At 60.4% G+C, this 18,674-nt stretch carries 16 protein-coding genes; 9 read left to right on the top strand and 7 right to left on the bottom strand.

Going from position 1 to position 18,674, the window contains the following annotated elements:
* Positions 1-5 precede the first annotated feature (5 nt).
* The 6 genes from UIA24_RS10685 to UIA24_RS10660 all read right to left on the bottom strand — a co-directional run bounded on the left by UIA24_RS10685 (position 6) and on the right by UIA24_RS10660 (position 7,226).
* Complete coding sequence (locus UIA24_RS10685; RefSeq protein WP_330522820.1) at positions 6-881, bottom strand: symmetrical bis(5'-nucleosyl)-tetraphosphatase; 876 nt, start codon at positions 879-881, stop codon at positions 6-8.
* Positions 881-1,261 carry a Co2+/Mg2+ efflux protein ApaG gene (gene apaG, locus UIA24_RS10680; protein WP_099775990.1) on the bottom strand — a complete coding sequence of 127 codons (381 nt, stop codon included), beginning with the start codon at positions 1,259-1,261 and terminating at the stop codon, positions 881-883. The genes UIA24_RS10685 and apaG overlap by 1 nt, the downstream gene beginning before the upstream one ends.
* Before the next feature lie 101 nt (positions 1,262-1,362).
* Entirely contained in the window at positions 1,363-2,169 is an 807-nt protein-coding gene (gene rsmA, locus UIA24_RS10675) for a 16S rRNA (adenine(1518)-N(6)/adenine(1519)-N(6))-dimethyltransferase RsmA (RefSeq protein WP_330522819.1), read from the bottom strand.
* Complete coding sequence (gene pdxA, locus UIA24_RS10670; protein ID WP_065759031.1) at positions 2,166-3,155, bottom strand: 4-hydroxythreonine-4-phosphate dehydrogenase PdxA; 990 nt, start codon at positions 3,153-3,155, stop codon at positions 2,166-2,168. Before pdxA ends, rsmA begins: the two co-directional genes overlap by 4 nt.
* Positions 3,152-4,468, bottom strand: a complete 1,317-nt coding sequence (gene surA, locus UIA24_RS10665; protein WP_065759030.1) for a peptidylprolyl isomerase SurA — start codon at positions 4,466-4,468, stop codon at positions 3,152-3,154. The genes pdxA and surA overlap by 4 nt, the downstream gene beginning before the upstream one ends.
* The gene (locus UIA24_RS10660; RefSeq protein WP_330522818.1) at positions 4,449-7,226 is read right to left on the bottom strand and encodes an LPS-assembly protein LptD; all 2,778 of its coding nucleotides are present in this window, start codon (positions 7,224-7,226) and stop codon (positions 4,449-4,451) included. Before UIA24_RS10660 ends, surA begins: the two co-directional genes overlap by 20 nt.
* A 130-nt stretch (positions 7,227-7,356) precedes the next feature.
* Here UIA24_RS10660 and UIA24_RS10655 point away from each other — a divergent pair, with 130 nt between their 5' ends.
* The 3 genes from UIA24_RS10655 to UIA24_RS10645 are packed head-to-tail and all read left to right on the top strand — an operon-like array spanning position 7,357 to position 9,819.
* Positions 7,357-8,382 carry an aminoglycoside phosphotransferase family protein gene (locus tag UIA24_RS10655; RefSeq protein ID WP_330522817.1) on the top strand — a complete coding sequence of 342 codons (1,026 nt, stop codon included), beginning with the start codon at positions 7,357-7,359 and terminating at the stop codon, positions 8,380-8,382.
* Entirely contained in the window at positions 8,379-9,053 is a 675-nt protein-coding gene (gene murU, locus UIA24_RS10650) for an N-acetylmuramate alpha-1-phosphate uridylyltransferase MurU (protein WP_102052161.1), read from the top strand. The genes UIA24_RS10655 and murU overlap by 4 nt, the downstream gene beginning before the upstream one ends.
* A gap of 1 nt (position 9,054) precedes the next feature.
* Positions 9,055-9,819: a TerB family tellurite resistance protein gene (locus tag UIA24_RS10645; protein WP_099775982.1), complete on the top strand. Its 765-nt coding sequence runs from the start codon at positions 9,055-9,057 to the stop codon at positions 9,817-9,819.
* Here the strand turns inward: UIA24_RS10645 and UIA24_RS10640 are convergent.
* A complete protein-coding gene (locus UIA24_RS10640) occupies positions 9,816-10,817 on the bottom strand; it encodes an alpha/beta hydrolase family protein (RefSeq protein WP_330522816.1) in 1,002 nt (333 codons plus the stop codon). The two genes, UIA24_RS10645 and UIA24_RS10640, sit on opposite strands and share 4 nt — an antisense overlap.
* Positions 10,818-10,911: 94 nt before the next feature.
* Between UIA24_RS10640 and UIA24_RS10635 the strand changes: the two genes are divergently transcribed.
* From UIA24_RS10635 to UIA24_RS10610, 6 genes are all read left to right on the top strand, one after another.
* Positions 10,912-13,302, top strand: coding sequence for a PAS domain-containing sensor histidine kinase (locus UIA24_RS10635; protein WP_330522815.1), 2,391 nt, complete (start codon positions 10,912-10,914; stop codon positions 13,300-13,302).
* Between the two features lie 15 nt (positions 13,303-13,317).
* Positions 13,318-13,947, top strand: a complete 630-nt coding sequence (locus UIA24_RS10630; protein ID WP_065759023.1) for a response regulator — start codon at positions 13,318-13,320, stop codon at positions 13,945-13,947.
* A gap of 245 nt (positions 13,948-14,192) precedes the next feature.
* Positions 14,193-15,317 (top strand): ABC transporter ATP-binding protein, encoded by a 1,125-nt coding sequence (locus UIA24_RS10625; protein WP_102052157.1) that lies wholly within the window; start codon positions 14,193-14,195, stop codon positions 15,315-15,317.
* Positions 15,318-15,356: 39 nt separating this feature from the next.
* The gene (locus UIA24_RS10620) at positions 15,357-16,391 is read left to right on the top strand and encodes an ABC transporter substrate-binding protein (RefSeq protein ID WP_065759021.1); all 1,035 of its coding nucleotides are present in this window, start codon (positions 15,357-15,359) and stop codon (positions 16,389-16,391) included.
* Positions 16,392-16,456: 65 nt separating this feature from the next.
* Entirely contained in the window at positions 16,457-17,704 is a 1,248-nt protein-coding gene (locus UIA24_RS10615; protein WP_065759020.1) for an ABC transporter permease, read from the top strand.
* Positions 17,705-17,715: 11 nt separating this feature from the next.
* On the top strand, positions 17,716-18,543 hold the full coding sequence (locus UIA24_RS10610) for an ABC transporter permease (RefSeq protein WP_065759019.1): 828 nt from the start codon (positions 17,716-17,718) through the stop codon (positions 18,541-18,543).
* The last annotated feature ends 131 nt before the right edge of the window (positions 18,544-18,674 follow it).

Below are 18,674 nucleotides of genomic sequence, written 5' to 3'. Positions count from 1 at the left end.
TTCCTTCAGGAGTGATCAGCCATCTGAGGGGCTGCAGGCATTGAGGGTTGTGGGCGCAGGCTGCCTTCGCTGCTGCATTCGCACTCGAAGCGCTCACCGGTGTCGACGTTCATCAGGGTCATGGACCCGCCCCAGACACAGCCGGTGTCCAGTGCGTACAGGCCGGGTACGTCACACCGGCCTTCAAGCGCAGCCCAATGACCGAAGATGATCTTCAGGCCGTGGGTGCGTCGCTCCTTGTGACTGAACCAGGGCGCATAGCCAGGCGGGGCGGTATCGACCCCTTCCTTGCCCTTGAGGTCGAGCTTGCCGTCGCTGGTGCAGAAGCGCATGCGGGTGAAGTAGTTGGTGATAACCCGCAAGCGCGTCACCCCGTGGAGGCTCTTGTCCCACTTGTTCGGTTCATTGCCGTACATGCCGTCCAGATAGGGCTTCAGACGGGTGTCATCGCGCAGCACTTCCTCGACTTCCGCGGCCAGGCGCCGAGCCTTGTTCAGGCTCCACTGCGGCGGGATGCCAGCATGCACCAGGGCGATGTCGCGTTGCTCATCGTAGTGCAGCAGCTTTTGCTGGCGTAGCCAGTCGAGCAAGTCGTTGGCGTCTGGGGCTTCGATGATCTCGCGCAGGGTGTCACTCTTTTTCAGGCGCTCGATATTGTGCCCGGCCGCCAGCAGGTGCAGGTCATGGTTGCCCAGCACACACACCAGTGAGTCACGCATGTTGTAGAGAAAGCGCAGGGTTTCCAGTGATTCCGGGCCACGGTTGACCAGGTCACCGACCAGCCACAGCGTATCGACGGCAGGGTTGAACGCTACGCGCTTCAGCAGGCATTTGAGGGGTTGCAGGCAGCCTTGCAGGTCGCCGACGGCATAAACCGCCATCAGTGCAGAGCCCCAGGCACTGCAAGCCGGAATGGAGCGATGATCGCATCGAAGCGTTTGCCGTCTTCGGCAAACATCTGGTAGGTGCCTTGCATGGTGCCAACACGCGTGCTGATGACCGCACCGCTGCTGTAGGTATGGCTGGCTCCGGGCTCGATCAGCGGTTGCTGGCCAACCACGCCGGCACCGCGTACTTCTTCGACTTCGCCATCGCCGTTGGTGATCAGCCAATGGCGGGACATCAGCTTGGCGGGCAACTGGCCGTTGTTCTGCACCGTGATGGTGTAGGCGAAGGCATAACGGTCGTTGTCGGGTTGGGACTGCTCGGGAAGGAATCGGGTGACGACGCTGACGTCGATCTGGTAGCGAGGATCAGACATGCAAAGGGCCTTAAGCAAACGCGAATGCTGCAATTGCTTCAGTCTAGGCCAAAGGCGGGGCGGCCGGCCAGCCGTGAATGCACGGTTGACCGGCGGGAGGCTTATTCGGCGCCGTTCTGCTCGGCCAGTTTGTCGGCCAGGCGGACAAAGGCGGCGAGATCGAGTTGCTCCGGACGCAGGCTGCCATCGACATTGGCCGCCTCGATCGCCTCGCTGCTGAGCAGCGCCTTGAGGGTGTTGCGCAAGGTCTTGCGGCGCTGGTTGAAGGCTTCACGAACAATGCGTTCAAGCAGCCGGTGGTCTTTGGCTGGGTGCGGCAGGGTTTCGTGAGGCACCAGGCGGACGATGGCTGAATCAACCTTGGGAGGCGGGTTGAAGGCGCCAGGCCCGACGTTGAACAGGTGCTCGACCTTGCAATGGTACTGAACCATGATCGACAGACGTCCCCAGTCGCCGCCACCTGGCCCTGCGGCCAGGCGCTCGACCACTTCTTTCTGCAGCATGAAGTGCATGTCACGGATCAGCCCGGCGTTATCCAGCAGGTGGAAAATCAGCGGGGTGGAGATGTTGTACGGCAGGTTGCCGACGACACGCAGGCTGTGTGGGGCTGCCCCCAGGCTGGTGAAGTCGAACTTCAGGGCGTCGCCCTGGTGCAGGCGGAAGTTGTCACGGCCGGCGAACTGGTGGTTGAGGATCGGGATCAGGTCCTTGTCCAGTTCCACCACGTCCAGCTCTGCGCCACTGCCCAGCAGGCCTGCGGTCAGTGCACCCTGGCCTGGGCCGATTTCCAGCATGCGCTCGCCTGGGCGAGCGTGAATGGCACGCAGGATACGGTCGATAACGCCTGCGTCATGCAGGAAGTTCTGGCCGAAGCGCTTGCGCGCCCGGTGTTGATATTGCTCACTCATAAACGGGTCTCGGCCATCTGATAGGCGGTTTCCAGGGCGACCTGCAGGCTGCCGGTGTCGATCTTGCCGGTTCCGGCAAGGTCCAGGGCGGTGCCATGATCAACCGAAGTGCGGATGATCGGCAGGCCCAGGGTCACGTTCACTGCAGCGCCAAACCCTTTGTACTTGAGTACGGGCAGGCCTTGGTCGTGGTACATCGCCAGCACTGCATCGCAGTGCTCCAGATATTTGGGGGTAAACAGGGTATCGGCGGGCAGTGGGCCGCGCAGGTCCATGCCTTCGCTGCGCAGGCGCGCCAATGTCGGTTCGATAATGTCGATTTCTTCGCGGCCCAGATGGCCGCCTTCACCGGCATGCGGGTTGAGGCCGCAGACCAGGATGCGCGGGTTGGCGATGCCAAACTTGTTCACCAGGTCGGCATGCAGGATACGCGTGACGCGCTCCAGCCGCTCCTCGGTGATGGCGTCGGCCACGTCGCGCAAGGGCAGGTGAGTGGTCACCAGTGCAACACGCAGGCCGCGTGTCGCCAGCATCATTACCACCTGCTGGGTGTGGGTGAGGTCAGCAAGAAACTCGGTGTGGCCGGAGAAGGCGATACCGCTCTCGTTGATCACGCCTTTGTGCACCGGCGCGGTGATCATGCCCGCGAAATGGCCATCCAGGCAGCCTTGGCCCGCACGGGTGAGGGTTTCCAGCACGAAGGCTGCGTTGGCTTTATCCAGTTGCCCAGGCACCACAGCGGTTTGCAGCGGTGTATCCCAGACATACAGGCTGCCTGCGTCGGCAGGTGTATCCGGGAACGCATCGGCAGACACGGGCAGCAGTGTGACGGCCACGCCCAACTGCGCGGCCCGCTCGGCGAGCAGGTCACGGTTGGTAATGGCGATCAGAGGGTAAGGCTGGGCGTGTGCAGCGAGCAGCAGGCACAGGTCTGGACCTATGCCGGCCGGCTCGCCGGGTGTCAGGGCGAAACGTTGGCGTTTCACTGGGCGGCCTGGGCCGCGCCGGGGAGCTTGATTTCAACGTAGGCTTCGTCACGAATCTGACGCAGCCAGGTCTGCAGCTCCTCGTCGTACTTGCGGTTGCGCAGTACGGTCAACGCTTGTTGTTCGCGGGCTTGAGTCGTGCTGTCGGTGGCGCGGCGACCCAGCACTTCAAGTACGTGCCAGCCGTATTGGGTCTTGAAGGGCTTGGACACTACACCTTGCTGGCTGCTTGCCATGACTTCGCGGAACTCCGGCACCAGCGCGTTCGGGTCGATCCAGTTCAGGTCGCCACCATTGAGTGCCGAGCCTGGGTCTTCCGAGAAGCTCTTGGCCAGTTCAGCGAAGTCTTCCCCGGCCTTGATCCGGTCGTAGAGCTTTTCCACCAACTGCTTGGTTGCGGCTTCGCTGCGGATCTCGCTTGGCTTGATCAGGATGTGACGAACATGGACTTCGTCACGAACCTGGGTTTGGCCACCACGCTTGTCCAGCAGCTTGAGGATGATGAAGCCCCCTGGCGTACGCACTGGCTCTGTAACATCACCGACCGACAGGGAACTCAGCAGGCGGTCGAACGGTGGTGGCAGTTGAGCAGCTTTGCGCCAGCCCATCTCACCACCTTCCAGTGCCGTTTCGCTGGCGGAGCGAGCGATAGCCAGTTGGCCGAAGTCGGCACCCTGCTTGAGCTGCTGGTACACCTCACCGGCTTGCTTGGCCGCAGCCTGGATTGCAGCCGAGTTGGCGCTTTCCGGGGTCGGGATCAGGATGTTCGCCAGGCGGAACTCTTCAGAAAGCTGCATCTTGCCCAGGTCCGAGGCGAGGAAGTTCTTCACTTCCTGCTCCGACACTTGAATGCGCTCGGCTACACGGCGTTGACGCACACGGCTGATGATCATCTCGCGGCGAACCTGCTCGCGGGCGTCCTCATAGGAGAGGCCGTCGCGGGCCAGGGCTGCGCGGAACTGATCGATGCTCATGCCATTGCGCTGGGCAATGGTGCCAATGGCCTGGTTCAGCTCTTCATCGGTGATGCGGATGCCGGAACGGTCGCCGATCTGCAATTGCAGGTTCTCGACGATCAGGCGTTCCAGTACCTGCGGCTCCAGGGCGCTGGCTGGCGGAACGCCAGAACCGCGCTTGGCGATGGTTTGCTGCACCTCGTGCACACGTTGGTCCAGCTGGCTTTGCATGACCACATCGTTATCGACGATGGCCACCACGCGGTCCAGTTCCTGTACCGCGGCATGCACTGCGGAACTCAGCAATACAGCGCCCAGCATCAGCGGGCGCAGACAATCAATAAGCTTGGTCTTCACGTGTACGATAACCTTGAATGCCTTCGTCGAGGAACGTCTCGACCTTGTTGCCCACTACGCCACCGAGACCTTTGAGTACGATCTGCAGGAAGATGCCGTGGTCGCCTTTTTCGTTGCTTGGTGCGTCCTGGCTGAACTCGTCGTAGTCGATCCAGTAGCGGTTGATCAGACGCAGTTTCCAGCAGCAGTTGTCGTACTCGAAACCACCGAAGGCTTCCAGCGTACGGTTGCGGTTGTAGTCATGCTGCCAGCGAGCGATGGCATTCCACTGCGGAACGACCGGCCAGATGACAGAGAAGTCATGCTGCTGGATCTTGTAGTAGTCCTTGACGTAGTTCGCGTCACCCGGCTTGCCATAGTCGCCACCACCCACCTGCCATTTACCAGTGGTCTGGTCATAGCGGACGGCATCGTTACGGTAGCGATAGCCGAGGTTGACCACTTTGTTGACGTTGTCTTCAGGCTGGTAGTGGAACATCGCACTGCCCGAACGGGTGCTGCGGCTGTCCGGATCCCAGTTGAAGTCGGAGTTCAGGCGCCAGTCGCGGTTGAAGCGGTACTGGTATTCCAGCGCGTAGGGCGAGACATTCGCTTGGGCATCTTCGCGATCACGCCAGTCAATGCGCGGCAACTGGACTTTGCGGTCCTTGAAGTACAGGGCCTGGCCAATGCTGAAGCGTTGCCGTTCGAAACCGTTCTCTTCAATCCAGCGGTTGGTCACGCCAAGCGACAGCTTGTTCTCGTCGCCGATGCGGTCGGAACCAGTGAAACGGTTCTCACGGAAGAGTGACGAATAGCTGAAGGTGCTTTCGCTGGTGTCAAAGACTGGGATATCAGTCTGGTCTTTGTAAGGCACATACAGGTAGAACAGTCGCGGTTCCAGGGTCTGGCGGTAGTTCTTGCCGAACCATTGGGTATTGCGGTCGAAGTACAGGCCGCTGTCCACGCTGAAGACAGGGACGTCACGGTTCTGCGAGCTTTTGAAGGTCTCGCCATCGGCCAGTGTGTCTTTCCCGCGCTGATCCAGGTCCAGGTTGTAGTCGGTGTAGACGTAGGTCAGCGATGGCTTCAGGAAGCCATAACCGGTTTCCAGCGGCAGGCTGATTCGTGGCGCCAGGTTGATTCTGTCACCATTGGCACGTGCCAGGCCCGAAACGCGAGTGTCATACCACGGGTCGGAATTTCCATTTTCATCAATGAAGTTGCCGGTGCGCAGGTCGCGCTCAAAACGTGCAAACTCGGTCTTGTAGGAAAGGTCCAGCCCGCCTGGATGGTACGGCAGCTTCCCGTTGAAGGTGATCTGCGGCAGCCGGTCGTACGGCGTGATCCGGGTGATCGTCGCCAGCTCATAGGCCTGCACGTTCAACCGCGCCGTGTAATCCTCGGCACGGTAGGTCAGCGCACCCTGCTGGTTCACGTATTCGCGGCTTTCAACGCCAATCTGGTCGGTTTCCAGATCCTGGAAGTAGTACGGATCGCTGATGTCGGTGTAGTCGACTTCAGTCATCAGGCGCGAGTCAAGGCCGCCCTTGTGCTGCCAGTTGATCATCCAGCGCTGGTCCTTGTAGTCGGACTGCAGCTTGCGTTCGTCTTCCTTGTCGTTCAACCAGGCGCCGCCGAATTGGCCTTCGCTGGACTCGGTCAGGTAGCGGAACTCGCCTTCCATCAACAGGCCGCGCTTGGCCATGTAGCGCGGGTACAACGTGGCATCGTAGTTCGGCGCCAGGTTGAAGTAGTACGGGGTGACTAGCGTGAAGCCGCTGTCGCTGCTGGTGCTGAACGACGGTGGCAGGAAGCCGGATTGGCGACGGTCGTCGATCGGGAAGTAGATGTACGGTGTATAGAACACCGGGAAATCCTTGACCCGCAGGGTGACGTTGGTCGCGGTGCCGAAACCGGTGGCCGGGTTCAGGGTGATGTTGTTGCCCTTGAGCTGCCAGGCGTTGCTGTTCGGCTCACAGGTGGTGTAGGTACCGTCTTTCAGCCGGATGATGGCGTTTTCGGCGCGCTTGGCATACAGGGCGTTACCGCGGATGTGTGACTTGTGCATCACGTATTCGGCGTTGTCGACCTTGGCTTCGCCAGTGTCGAGCTGAATATCGGCGTGATCGCCAACCACCAGCGAGCCGTTGTCGCGAATCTTCACGTTGCCTTTGAGTTCACCACGGTTTTCAGCCTGGTACAGGTTGGCTTCATCGGCCTCGACCTGCATGCTGCCCTGGCGCATCACTACGTCACCGGCGAGCTGAGCGATCTGCTGCTCCTGCTGATAGCGCGAAACCTTGGCACCAATGAAGGTCGGTGCTTCGTCTTTCGGGGTGCTGTCGTTCATGCCGGGGCGGGTTGGCTCGACATAGGCGCCACCACAGTACGGGCCGGTCTCGGCCAGTTGTGCAGGGGTCAGCTTGTCACGGGGTACCCAGTCAAGATGGCTGTAATCGGCGCTACGCGATTTCAGTACACGGCCTTTGCTTTCAGTGACGAGCATCGGGCCTTTGCCCGGCTCTTCAGCCGCTTCGGCAGCGGGTGCCGAGCTTTCGTCGGTCGAGCTGACGGCGGCGCCTGGGTGCACAGGACGTGGAGGCAAGTTGGCAGTAGTGGTCTTGGGCTTGCAGTCCCAACCGCCGGCAGCAGACACTTGACAGTCGAACTGTTCTGCGGCGACCACGTACGACGTCGCCAGAGGTTGCATGGCCAGCAAGCCGCCGGTAACCAGCAACGGGAATTTTTTACGAAACGCGGGGGATTTCAATGCCATCTTATTAGTCCGGGCTTCCTGCGTGCCATCTGCCCGCGTGTGGGGCCGCACGCCTCTCGATGGTCTGAAAAAGATGCTGGATAATAAAGCATGACCCGCTTGACGGCTAGGGCCGTCGGAGACCCTTGTAATGCCCGATCACGATGTACGCCTGCAACACTTGAATGTCTGGCTCGATGAACAACTGGCAAATCTGTTCCAGGCCCAGGGCTGGGGCGAGGTGCCGCAAGGCAGCCTGACTGCCGCCAGCAGCGATGCCAGCTTCCGCCGTTACTTCCGTTGGGAGGCCAATGGCCGCAGTTTTATCGTCATGGATGCACCGCCGCCCCAGGAAAACTGCAAGCCCTTCGTGGATATCGATCATTTGCTGGCCAGTGCCGGCATCCATGTCCCGAACATTTATGCGCAGGATCTGCAGCGTGGCTTTCTGCTGCTCAGTGATATGGGCAACCAGACTTACCTGGATGTCATTGATGCCGACAATGCCGACACCTTGTTCAATGACGCGGTTGACGCGCTGTTAGCGTTCCAGCGGTTACCCATGACGGCGCCATTGCCCAGCTATGACGTCGCGCTGCTGCGCCGCGAACTGGAGTTGTTCCCTGAGTGGTACGTGGGGCGGGAACTGGGGCTTGCCTTCAGCGAGGCGCAACACGCGGCCTGGCAGCGTGTGAGCGGTCTATTGATCGACAGTGCGCTGGATCAGCCCAAGGTACTGGTGCACCGCGACTATATGCCGCGCAACCTGATGCTCAGTACCCCGAACCCGGGCGTGCTGGATTTTCAGGATGCCGTGTATGGCCCGGTCACCTATGACATCACCTGCCTGTTCAAAGATGCGTTTCTGAGCTGGCCAGAGGCCCGCGTAGCCGGTTGGTTGCGTGATTACTGGCAGCGTGCGCAAGCCCGGGGCATCCCTGTGCAAGGCGACTTTGGCAGTTTCCACCGTGCCAGTGACCTGATGGGCGTGCAGCGCCACCTGAAGGTGATCGGCATTTTCGCGCGGATCTGCCACCGCGATGGCAAACCACGCTACCTGGGTGATGTGCCGCGTTTCTTTGCTTATATAGATGCAGTGGTTGCCCGTCGTCCGGAGCTTGCTGAACTCGGTGAGTTGATCACGCAGTTGCAGCAGGCAGCCGGAGTGCGGTCATGAAGGCAATGATCCTGGCTGCGGGAAAAGGCGAGCGCATGCGGCCGCTGACGCTGCATACCCCAAAGCCCTTGGTGCCAGTGGCGGGGGTGCCGTTGATCGAGTATCACCTGAAGGCACTGGCTGCCGCCGGGTTCAAGGATGTCGTGATCAATCACGCCTGGCTTGGCCAGCAGATTGAAGACTACCTGGGTGACGGTGCGCAGTGGGGGCTTAGCATTCAGTACTCGGCAGAAGGTGAACCACTGGAAACCGGCGGGGGTATCTACAAGGCGTTGCCACTACTGGGTGATGCGCCGTTTGCGCTGGTTAACGGCGATATCTGGACCGAGTTTGACTTCGCCCGCTTGCGTCAGCCCTTGGCGGGTTTGGCGCATTTGGTGCTGGTGGATAACCCCGGGCATCACGGCAAGGGTGATTTTCGTTTGGTCGATGGCCGGGTGCTCGACGCCGAGGCGGGGGCTGACACCCTGACCTACAGCGGTATTGCCGTGCTTGATCCGGCACTTTTTGCCGACTGCCAGCCAGGCGCCTTCAAACTGGCGCCGCTGTTGCGCCAGGCGATGACAACGGGGCAGGTGAGCGGCGAGCACTTCGCTGGCCATTGGGTGGATGTGGGCACGCTTGAGCGTCTTGCCGATGTCGAACGCATCATGACTGGCGAGCGCCGCTGAGATGTTGTGGCCGAGCACAGTGATTGGTGCTGGGGCGGGTTTCGCCATTGCCAGCATTCCTGGGGCCTTGCTGGGGGCGTTACTTGGTCAGGCGATGGACCGCCGTCTGCAGTTGCATAGCTGGGCGCACGTGCGTGAGCGCTTGGGTGGTCGCCCCGTGTTGCGTGACGATGAGGTGTTGTTCCTGCTGTTGGGGCGGCTGGCCAAGAGTGACGGCCGAGTGGTGGAGGGGCACATTCAGCAGGCGCGGCAGGAAATGCAGCGCCTGGAAATGAGCGACCCGGCGCGGCGCCGTGCGATTGCAGCGTTCAACCGGGGCAAGAACGGACGGGAGCGGCTCGGGCGCTATCTGCGTCGCCTCAAGCAGCAACCGCATGCTGCCGAAGGGGTTTTGCGTGCGTGTTTGCGGATGGTCTGGGCCGATGGCCGGGCGAGCCCTCATGAACGTGAGTTGATTGTGCAATGGGGGCAGGCGTTGGGCTGGTCAGCCGCCAAGGTGAAGGCCTTGACGCAGGACTATGAACCTCAGAAAGCCGCGCTGGGCAGTGCCACCCTGGCGTATCCGGATGCGCTGAAGTTGCTGGGTGTCGAGGTGGGCGCAGCGCCTGAGCAGATCAAGCGTGCTTATCGGCGCTTGTTGAGCCGTCACCACCCCGACAAATTAGTGGGTAGTGGCGCGAGCCCTGAGCGTGTGCGGGAGGCGACCGAGTACACCCGTGATTTGCATCAGGCTTACTCGGTCATCCGCACGCGGCAGGGATTTTAGTTGTCCTGGCTGGGGCTCAACCAGCCACGGACCCGGCGAAACAGGTTTTCCTGTTCGGCGTTGAGGTTACCGGGCATGGCAGTGAGGACCACCTGGTGGTAGTTGCTGCCTTTTAGCCGTTTGCTGGCTTGTAGTCGCTGCTCGGCCGCCTTTCGGGCTCGTGGCTGGTTGTAGTAGAAATCGGCCGTCGGCAGCTTCAGCCCCGGTGCCAGGGCCGTCAGGTTCTGGTCCGCAGTGGCCGGTGTTTGTGCTTCGACCATAACAAGTTTTTGTACCTGCGCCGGTTGGCGTTCATTCAGGTAGCGAGCAGCCCAGTAGGCCCCCGTGCCATGTCCGAGCAGTACAACGCTACGGGCATTCTGTTGCTGCGCGTAAGCGACGGCCGCATCCAGGCGAGCAAAAATCCGTTCGGCATCGGCGTTGCTTTGAGCTTCCGGCGTTTTTGCCGGTTCGCTGTTATCGGCACTTTCGCCTTCGGCGGCCGTGGCTTGTTCAACGCTGGCATTGGCGTCGGCAGGTGTGTCTTTGGCCGGCGCCTGCTGGCCTTCTGCGCTGGGCTCTGCGGGCTTGGCCGGTGGTTCGGCCCTGGGTTGCGGGCTGTCAGCCAGCAGGTCGGGCAGGCTCAGGCTAAGGCTGTGCCAACCGGCATCCGGAAATTTGCGCCGTAGTGGGCCAACAGCCTTTGGCCAGTCTGCGGTTTCGCCGGCACCCGCAAGAATGATCAATGCTCCTTCCGGGTCGCCGCTATTGGCGGGCTTCCAGAGGGCCAGAAAGCTCTCGCTGCCGGCTTGCAGGGTTTGTTGTTCTTCTTTTGGGGCTTGGCGCTCAAGTGCCAAGGCATCGTCCTGGCTGCGTTCATTCAGGGCTTGGCGCTGCACAGGCGCGGGCTGTGCCTCTTTCGCCGGCTCTGGCGTTTCGCCATCTGCGGCGTGTAGGGTACAAGGTAGTATCAAGGACAGGCATAACGCAGGAAGCGTTGTGCGATTCAGTGGGAACATGGATCTATCCAGGCCAGATTATTACCGGCAGCCTAAAGGTATTTGTCCGGGACGGCCATGCTCTGAGGCCGTCCGTTCTATGACGAGATTCAAGATGAAGCGTTTGCGCTGCTTGTGGTTTATCGGCTGTTTTTGTCTGCCCTTTATCGTGTGGGCCGCACCGGCATCGACAACGCCGCCGCTGCAGCTGGATCCGGCTCAACAGCAGTGGCTGGACGAACATCGCAGCTTGCGTGTGGGTTTGGTACTGCAAGCCCCATATGCTCAGTTCGACCGCAGGCTTCAGCAGCTTTCGGGGGTTAATGTCGAGTTGATGAACTGGCTCGGCAAGCGTTTGGGGCTGGACCTGACATGGCGTAACTATCCTGACCAGTCGGCGCTTGAGCACGCGCTGGTGGGCGGCGAAATCGATATGGCCCCAGGCCTGACCCAAACGCCTGCGGGCTTGCGCTTATGGTTGTTCAGCGACCCGTACATGCGTGTGCCGCAGCTGATTGTCGGCCCGCGTAATGGTGCCGTAGCGGTGGACCTGGAAAAGCTCAGCAGTACGGACCGCGTGGCTGTGCGCATGCCCAGTGCGGTGGCCGATTATTTGCGCAGCACCTATCCCAATTTGAATGTGCAAGGTGTGCCACTGGAGCGCCAGGCTCTACAGCTGTTGCTCACTGAACAGGCACGCTACGCGGTGGTGGATGAAGCCCAGCTCAGCCGTCTGTCCCGCGAGAACGAATTCAGCGAGCTGGCGGTGGTCGGTGATATTGGCTTGCCGCAGTTGCTGCGTATCGGCTCGCGACGTGACTGGCCGCAGTTGGCGGAAATACTTGAGCGGGGGCTGCAGGCGATTCCGCCCAAAGACCTCGAGAAACTGCACAACCGTTGGCTGCAGCCCAAGTACCCGCGCCTGAGCGAGTCGCCGGGTTTCTGGCAAAACCTGAGCCTGCTGCTGCTTGCGTTGTTGCTGAGCGCCATGGCCATTGTGCTCTGGCAGCGGCGTCAACAGCATGCGCTGGAACATAGCCTGCTCGCCGCGCGCGACAATATTGCCCAGCGTTTGGCGCGAGAACAGGCGCTGCGTTTGAGCCAGTTCTCGATTGATCAAAGTACCGTCGGCATTCTGTGGGTCAACTGGGACAGCCATGTACGTTATGCCAACCGCGCAGCCGAAGCGATGCTCGGTTATGCGTCGGGGCAGGTGGTGGAGCGCCCGTTGATCGATTTCGAGCCCAATCTGCACATGGATCGCTGGTTGACGCTGTGGAAGCGTGCGCGTTCCTGTGACGAAGCGGCGCAACGCTTTGAAACCGAATGCCTGCGGGCTGATGGCCGACTGTTGCCGGTGGATGTTTCGCTGAGCTTCCTGCGTTTTCGTGATGCCGAGTACCTGGTGGTGTTCCTGACCGATGTCACCGAGCGTCGCCGTGCATTGGCGGCGCAACAGGAAAGCGAGGCACGGCTCAAGGGGATTGCCGCCAACGTCCCGGGCCTGGTGTTTCGCCTGGAGCGGGATCCGCCTGTTGGTCTCTTGGAGTTCCCCTACATCAGTGAGGGCAGTGAGGCACTCGTTGGCTATACGCCGGCTGAAATCCAGCGCCCGCATATGGGCTTGCGCAGCCTGGTTCATCCGGATGACCGTGCCCATTATCATCAGGTCCAGGACCGAGCACTTGAGACTGACAGTGACTGGGCCTGGCAGGGGCGAATCGTTACGCGTCAGGGCGACATACGCTGGGCCGACATCAAGGCCACCGCGCGGGCACTGGGCGATGGGCGTGTGGTCTGGGACGGCATCGTGTGGGACATCACCCAGAGCAAGGTGATCGAACTGGAGTTGGCGCGCTCGCAGGAGCAATTGCGTGAGCTGTCGGCGCACCTGGAAAGCGTCCGGGAGGAAGAGAAGGCCCGCATCGCCCGCGAGGTGCATGACGAACTGGGCCAAATGCTCACCGTACTGAAACTGGAAACATCGATGTGCGAGCTTGCTTATGCCGACCTCGACCCCGGCTTGAATGAACGCTTGGCGAGCATGAAACGCCTGATTGCCCAGCTCTTTCAACTGGTGCGCGATGTAGCGACGGCATTGCGCCCGCCGATCCTCGACGCCGGGATCGCTTCGGCAATCGAATGGCAGGCGCGTCGCTTTGAGGCGCGTACGCAGATTCCTTGCCTGGTGGAGGTGCCTGAAAACGTGCCGCCCTTGAGCGATGCCAAGGCTACGGGGTTGTTTCGTATCTTGCAGGAGGCGTTGACCAATGTGATGCGCCACGCCCAGGCGCATACTGTAGAGATAAGCCTGACCGAAGATGAGCAACAGCTATGCCTGACCATCAGTGATGACGGTATTGGTTTCGCCATGCACGATAGTCGCCCGAGCTCCTTCGGGCTGGTTGGTATGCGCGAGCGGGTGCTGATGTTGGGCGGCACCATGACACTCAACAGTGAACCGGGCGAGGGCACCAGCCTAAGCGTGCGGATTCCCTTGGATTAACACAGGAGCAGGGCCGTGATACGAGTACTGGTTGCTGAAGACCACACCATTGTGCGCGAAGGCATCAAACAATTGATCGGCCTGGCCAAGGACATGCAGGTGGTGGGCGAGGCCGCCAATGGCGAGCAGCTACTCGATACCTTGCGTCATACCGAGTGCGAAGTGGTGTTACTGGACATCTCGATGCCAGGCGTCAATGGTCTTGAGGCGATCCCGCGTATCCGGGCGCTGAACAACCCGCCGTCGATCCTGGTGCTGTCGATGCATGACGAAGCACAGATGGCTGCACGGGCGCTGAAGATTGGCGCCGCCGGCTATGCAACCAAGGACAGTGACCCTGCCTTGTTGCTGACGGCGATTCGCCGGGTGTCTTCAGGGGGGCGTTACATTGATCCCGATCTGGCAGACCGAATGGTCTTTGAGGTAGGCCTGACGGACGCTCGCCCCCTGCACTCGCTGCTATCCGAACGTGAGTTTTCGGTCTTCGAGCGCCTGGCCCAGGGTGCCAATGTCAACGACATTGCCCAGCAACTGGCCCTGAGCAACAAGACCATCAGCACGCACAAGGCGCGGCTGATGCAGAAGCTCAACGTCAACTCGCTGGCTGAGCTGGTGAAGTACGCCATGGAGCACAAGCTGCTCTGACTGTTCTGAATACGACACCCTGCGTCGGCCCATCGGGCCCTTCCCACGCTGTCCTGCCGGGGGCGGCATTGGTTGGGGGGCTCCAGTAGCGTCGGCGGATATCTAAAAACGCCATCCTTGTAGGGCAATCCCTACAACAACCCTTCCACCCGGCTGATGTCAATCTCTCTCCACCCCCGATTTGCGCTGCCTTTTGCCTTCACTAGGCTTGTGTTACGGCAGTCATCCAACAAAAAGGTACGGGTATGAGTGAGGTGAATTCGAGCGCTGCAACCGGCGAAGTGCTGGTCAGCTTCCGTGGTGTGCAGAAGAGCTACGATGGCGAGTCGCTAATCGTCAAAGACCTCAATCTGGACATTCGCAAAGGCGAGTTTCTCACCTTGTTGGGGCCTTCGGGCTCGGGCAAGACTACCAGCCTGATGATGTTGGCTGGCTTTGAGACCCCGACCGCTGGCGAGATCCAACTGGCGGGTCGCTCGATCAATAATGTACCGCCGCATAAACGTGACATCGGCATGGTGTTCCAGAACTATGCACTGTTCCCGCACATGACCGTTGCCGAGAACCTGGCGTTCCCGCTGACCGTGCGCGGCCTGAGCAAGACCGACATCAGTGAGCGGGTCAAGCGTGTGCTGAACATGGTTCAGCTCGATGCCTTCGCCCAGCGTTATCCGGGCCAGCTCTCCGGTGGTCAGCAGCAGCGTGTGGCCTTGGCCCGGGCGCTGGTGTTCGAGCCACAGCTGGTTCTGATGGACGAACCGCTCGGCGCGCTGGACAAGCAGCTGCGTGAACACATGCAGATGGAAATCAAACACCTGCACCAACGCCTTGGCGTGACCGTGGTGTATGTGACCCACGACCAAGGTGAAGCCTTGACCATGTCGGATCGGGTGGCGGTGTTCCATCAAGGCGAGATTCAGCAGATCGCCGACCCACGCACCCTCTACGAAGAGCCGAAGAACACCTTCGTTGCCAACTTCATCGGTGAGAACAACCGTATCAATGGCCGTTTGCTCAGCCAGAGCGGTGACCGTTGCCAGGTGCAACTGGCGCGTGGCGAGAAGGTTGAGGCGCTGGCGGTCAACGTCGGTCAGCCGGGCGAGCCTGTAACTCTTTCGATTCGCCCTGAGCGCGTGCGCCTCAACGGCCATAGCGAACATTGCGTCAACCGTTTCTCCGGCCGCGTGGCCGAATTCGTCTACCTGGGTGACCACGTAAGGGTGCGCCTGGAAGTCTGCGGCAAGGCCGATTTCTTCGTGAAGCAGCCGATTGCCGAACTCGACCCAGCCCTGGCTGTGGGCGATGTGGTACCGCTGGGCTGGGAGGTCGAGCACGGTCGCGCGCTCGATCCGATCCTGGAAGCCCATTGAGGTTTGCTTCACCAACCCTGCACTGTGGAGAGAATAATAATGCTCAAGCACTTGAAGTTGACCGCCCTTTCTTTGGGCCTGTTCGCAGCAACCCAGGCCATGGCGGCGGCCGATCTGACTGTGATTTCCTTTGGTGGCGCGAATAAGGCAGCCCAGACCAAGGCGTTCTACGAGCCTTGGGAAAAGGCTGGCAACGGCAAGATTGTTGCGGGTGAGTACAACGGCGAGATGGCCAAGGTCAAAGCCATGGTCGACACCAAAAGCGTGTCCTGGAACCTGGTCGAAGTCGAATCGCCAGAGCTGGCGCGTGGTTGCGACGAAGGCATGTTCGAGGAGCTCGACCCGGCGCTGTTCGGTGATGAGTCCGACTATGTTCCCGGTGCCATTCAGCCGTGCGGTGTAGGTTTCTTCGTGTGGTCCACGGTGATGGCCTACAACGCCGACAAACTGAAATCTGCGCCAACCAGCTGGGCCGATTTCTGGGATACCAAGAAATTCCCGGGCAAGCGTGGCCTGCGCAAGGGCGCCAAGTACACCTTGGAATTCGCCTTGATGGCCGACGGTGTCGCGCCGAAGGAAGTCTACAAAGTGCTGGCGACCAAGGAAGGCCAGGATCGCGCCTTCAAGAAGCTTGATGAACTCAAGCCAAGCATCCAGTGGTGGGAAGCCGGTGCTCAGCCACCGCAGTACCTGGCCTCGGGTGACGTGGTCATGAGCTCGGCCTACAACGGTCGTATCGCCGCCGTTCAGAAAGAAAGCAACCTGAAGGTGGTGTGGAACGGCGGTATCTACGACTTCGACGCTTGGGCCATTCCAAAGGGTGCCAAAAACCTTGAAGAGGCGAAGAAGTTCATCGCCTATTCGGTCAAGCCAGAGCAGCAGAAGACCTACTCCGAAAACATCGCTTACGGTCCGGCGAATTCGAAAGCTGTCGCCCTGTTGTCTGACAGCATCAAGAAAGACATGCCGACCACCCCGGAAAACATCGCCAATCAGGTGCAAATCGACGTGGCGTTCTGGGCCGACAATAGCGAGCAACTGGAGCAACGCTTCAACGCGTGGGCAGCCAAGTAAGCCGTGCTGATGGCGCGTCACCCTTCCGGTGACGCGCCTTTTGATCAAGTTTTTCGGAGTTCGCTATGGCCATCGCAGTGCCCCTGAACGAAGGCACCGGTCCTTCCCTCAAGCGTCGCCTGGCGCATGCCGAGCGGGTCAACCGCTGGAAGGCGCAGGCATTGATCGCACCTCTGGCAGTGTTTCTGCTGCTGGTGTTTCTGGTGCCTATCGCTGCGCTGTTGTACAAGAGTGTCGGTAACCCTGAGGTGGTCAGCGGCTTGCCGCGTACCGTCGTTGCGGTCAGCGAGTGGGATGGCAAGAGCCTGCCGGCCGAGCCGGTGTACAAGGCATTGGCCGACGACCTCGCCGAATCGCGCAAGAACCAGACCTTGGGCGACCTGTCCAAGCGTTTGAACATGGAGCTGGCTGGCTACCGTAGCCTGTTGGCCAAGACTGCCCGTGCCCTTCCGTTCAAGGCCGAGCCGGCTTCTTATAAAGAAGCGCTGCAGGAGTTGGACGAGCGTTGGGGCGACCCCGCCTACTGGCAGGCGATCCGCCGTAACACCAGTAGTATCACCCCGTTCTACCTGTTGGCTTCCCTGGACCATCGTATCGACGATCTGGGCGAGCTGGCCCCGGCCACCCCTGACCAGGCGATCTACCTGGACATTTTCGCCCGTACCCTGTGGATGGGCTTCGTCATCACCGGCATCTGTCTGCTGTTGGCCTATCCGTTGGCGTATCTGCTTGCCAACCTGCCAACCCGCCAGAGCAACCTGCTGATGATCCTGGTGCTGTTGCCGTTCTGGACCTCGATCCTAGTGCGTGTTGCCGCCTGGATCGTGCTGTTGCAGTCTGGTGGTTTGATCAACAGCGCACTGATGGCGATCGGCATCATCGACAAGCCACTGGAGTTGGTGTTCAACCGGACCGGTGTGTACATCTCCATGGTGCATATCCTGCTGCCGTTCATGATCCTGCCGATTTACAGCGTGATGAAGGGCATTTCGCCGACTTACATGCGTGCAGCCATCTCGCTGGGTTGCCATCCTTTCGCCAGCTTCTGGCGGGTGTACTTCCCACAAACCTATGCGGGCGTTGGCGCAGGCTGCCTGTTGGTGTTCATCCTGGCGATCGGTTACTACATCACCCCAGCGTTGCTGGGTAGCCCGAACGACCAGATGGTCAGCTACTTCGTCGCCTTCTACACCAACACCAGTATCAACTGGGGTATGGCCACGGCGCTGGGCGGTTTGCTGTTGCTTGCCACCGTGCTGTTGTACTTGATCTATAGCTGGCTGGTCGGTTCAAGCCGCCGTCGTCTGAGCTGAGGAGCCTTTCCATGTTGAGTCCTTACATGTCGCCTATCGAGCGGGTCTGGTTCTACAGCTTGCGTATCCTCTGCGGGCTGATCCTGCTGTTCCTGGTGTTGCCGGTGCTGGTCATCATTCCACTGTCGTTCAACTCGGGCAGTTTTCTGGTCTACCCGCTGCAGGGCTTCTCGCTGCACTGGTATCAGGACTTCTTCGCTTCGGCGGAGTGGATGCGCGCACTGAAGAACAGCATCATCGTTGCGCCAGCGGCCATGGTGCTGGCAATGGTCTTCGGTACGTTGGCCTCGATTGGCCTGACCCGTGGCGACTTCCCCGGTAAATCGCTGGTGATGGCATTGGTGATTTCGCCGATGGTGGTGCCGGTGGTGATCATCGGTGTGGCCAGCTACCTGTTCTTCGCACCGCTGGGCATGGGAAACAGCTTCATTTCGCTGATCCTGGTGCATGCCGTGCTGGGTGTGCCGTTTGTGATCATCACGGTTTCGGCAACCCTGCAGGGCTTCAACCATAACCTGGTGCGTGCAGCGGCCAGCCTGGGTGCATCGCCATTGACAGCGTTCCGCCGTGTGACCCTGCCATTGATTGCACCTGGCGTCATTTCCGGAGCCTTGTTCGCCTTTGCGACCTCGTTCGACGAAGTGGTGGTCACCCTGTTCCTTGCTGGCCCGCAGCAGGCGACCTTGCCACGGCAAATGTTCAGCGGTATCCGTGAGAACCTGAGCCCGACCATTGCGGCGGCCGCGACCTTGCTGATTGCATTCTCGGTGCTCCTGCTGCTGACCCTGGAATGGTTGCGTGGGCGTAGCGAAAAACTGCGCACCCAGCAGCCGGCTTGATGCCTGTGCCCCTCAGGTGCAAAACCTGGGGGGCACGCCTTGGTACCTGTTTGTCGCTGTGATTGATACCGGTCAGCCCTTGGCCGGTCGCTTGAGCTACAATGCGCACCACCGTGATTTCTGCCCTACAG

It is taken from the genome of Pseudomonas sp. AL 58, from assembly GCF_036348395.1.
Taxonomy (GTDB): domain Bacteria; phylum Pseudomonadota; class Gammaproteobacteria; order Pseudomonadales; family Pseudomonadaceae; genus Aquipseudomonas; species Aquipseudomonas defluvii.
Note: the sequence above shows the minus strand (reverse complement) of the source record. Positions and strands in the feature narration are given on the sequence as shown.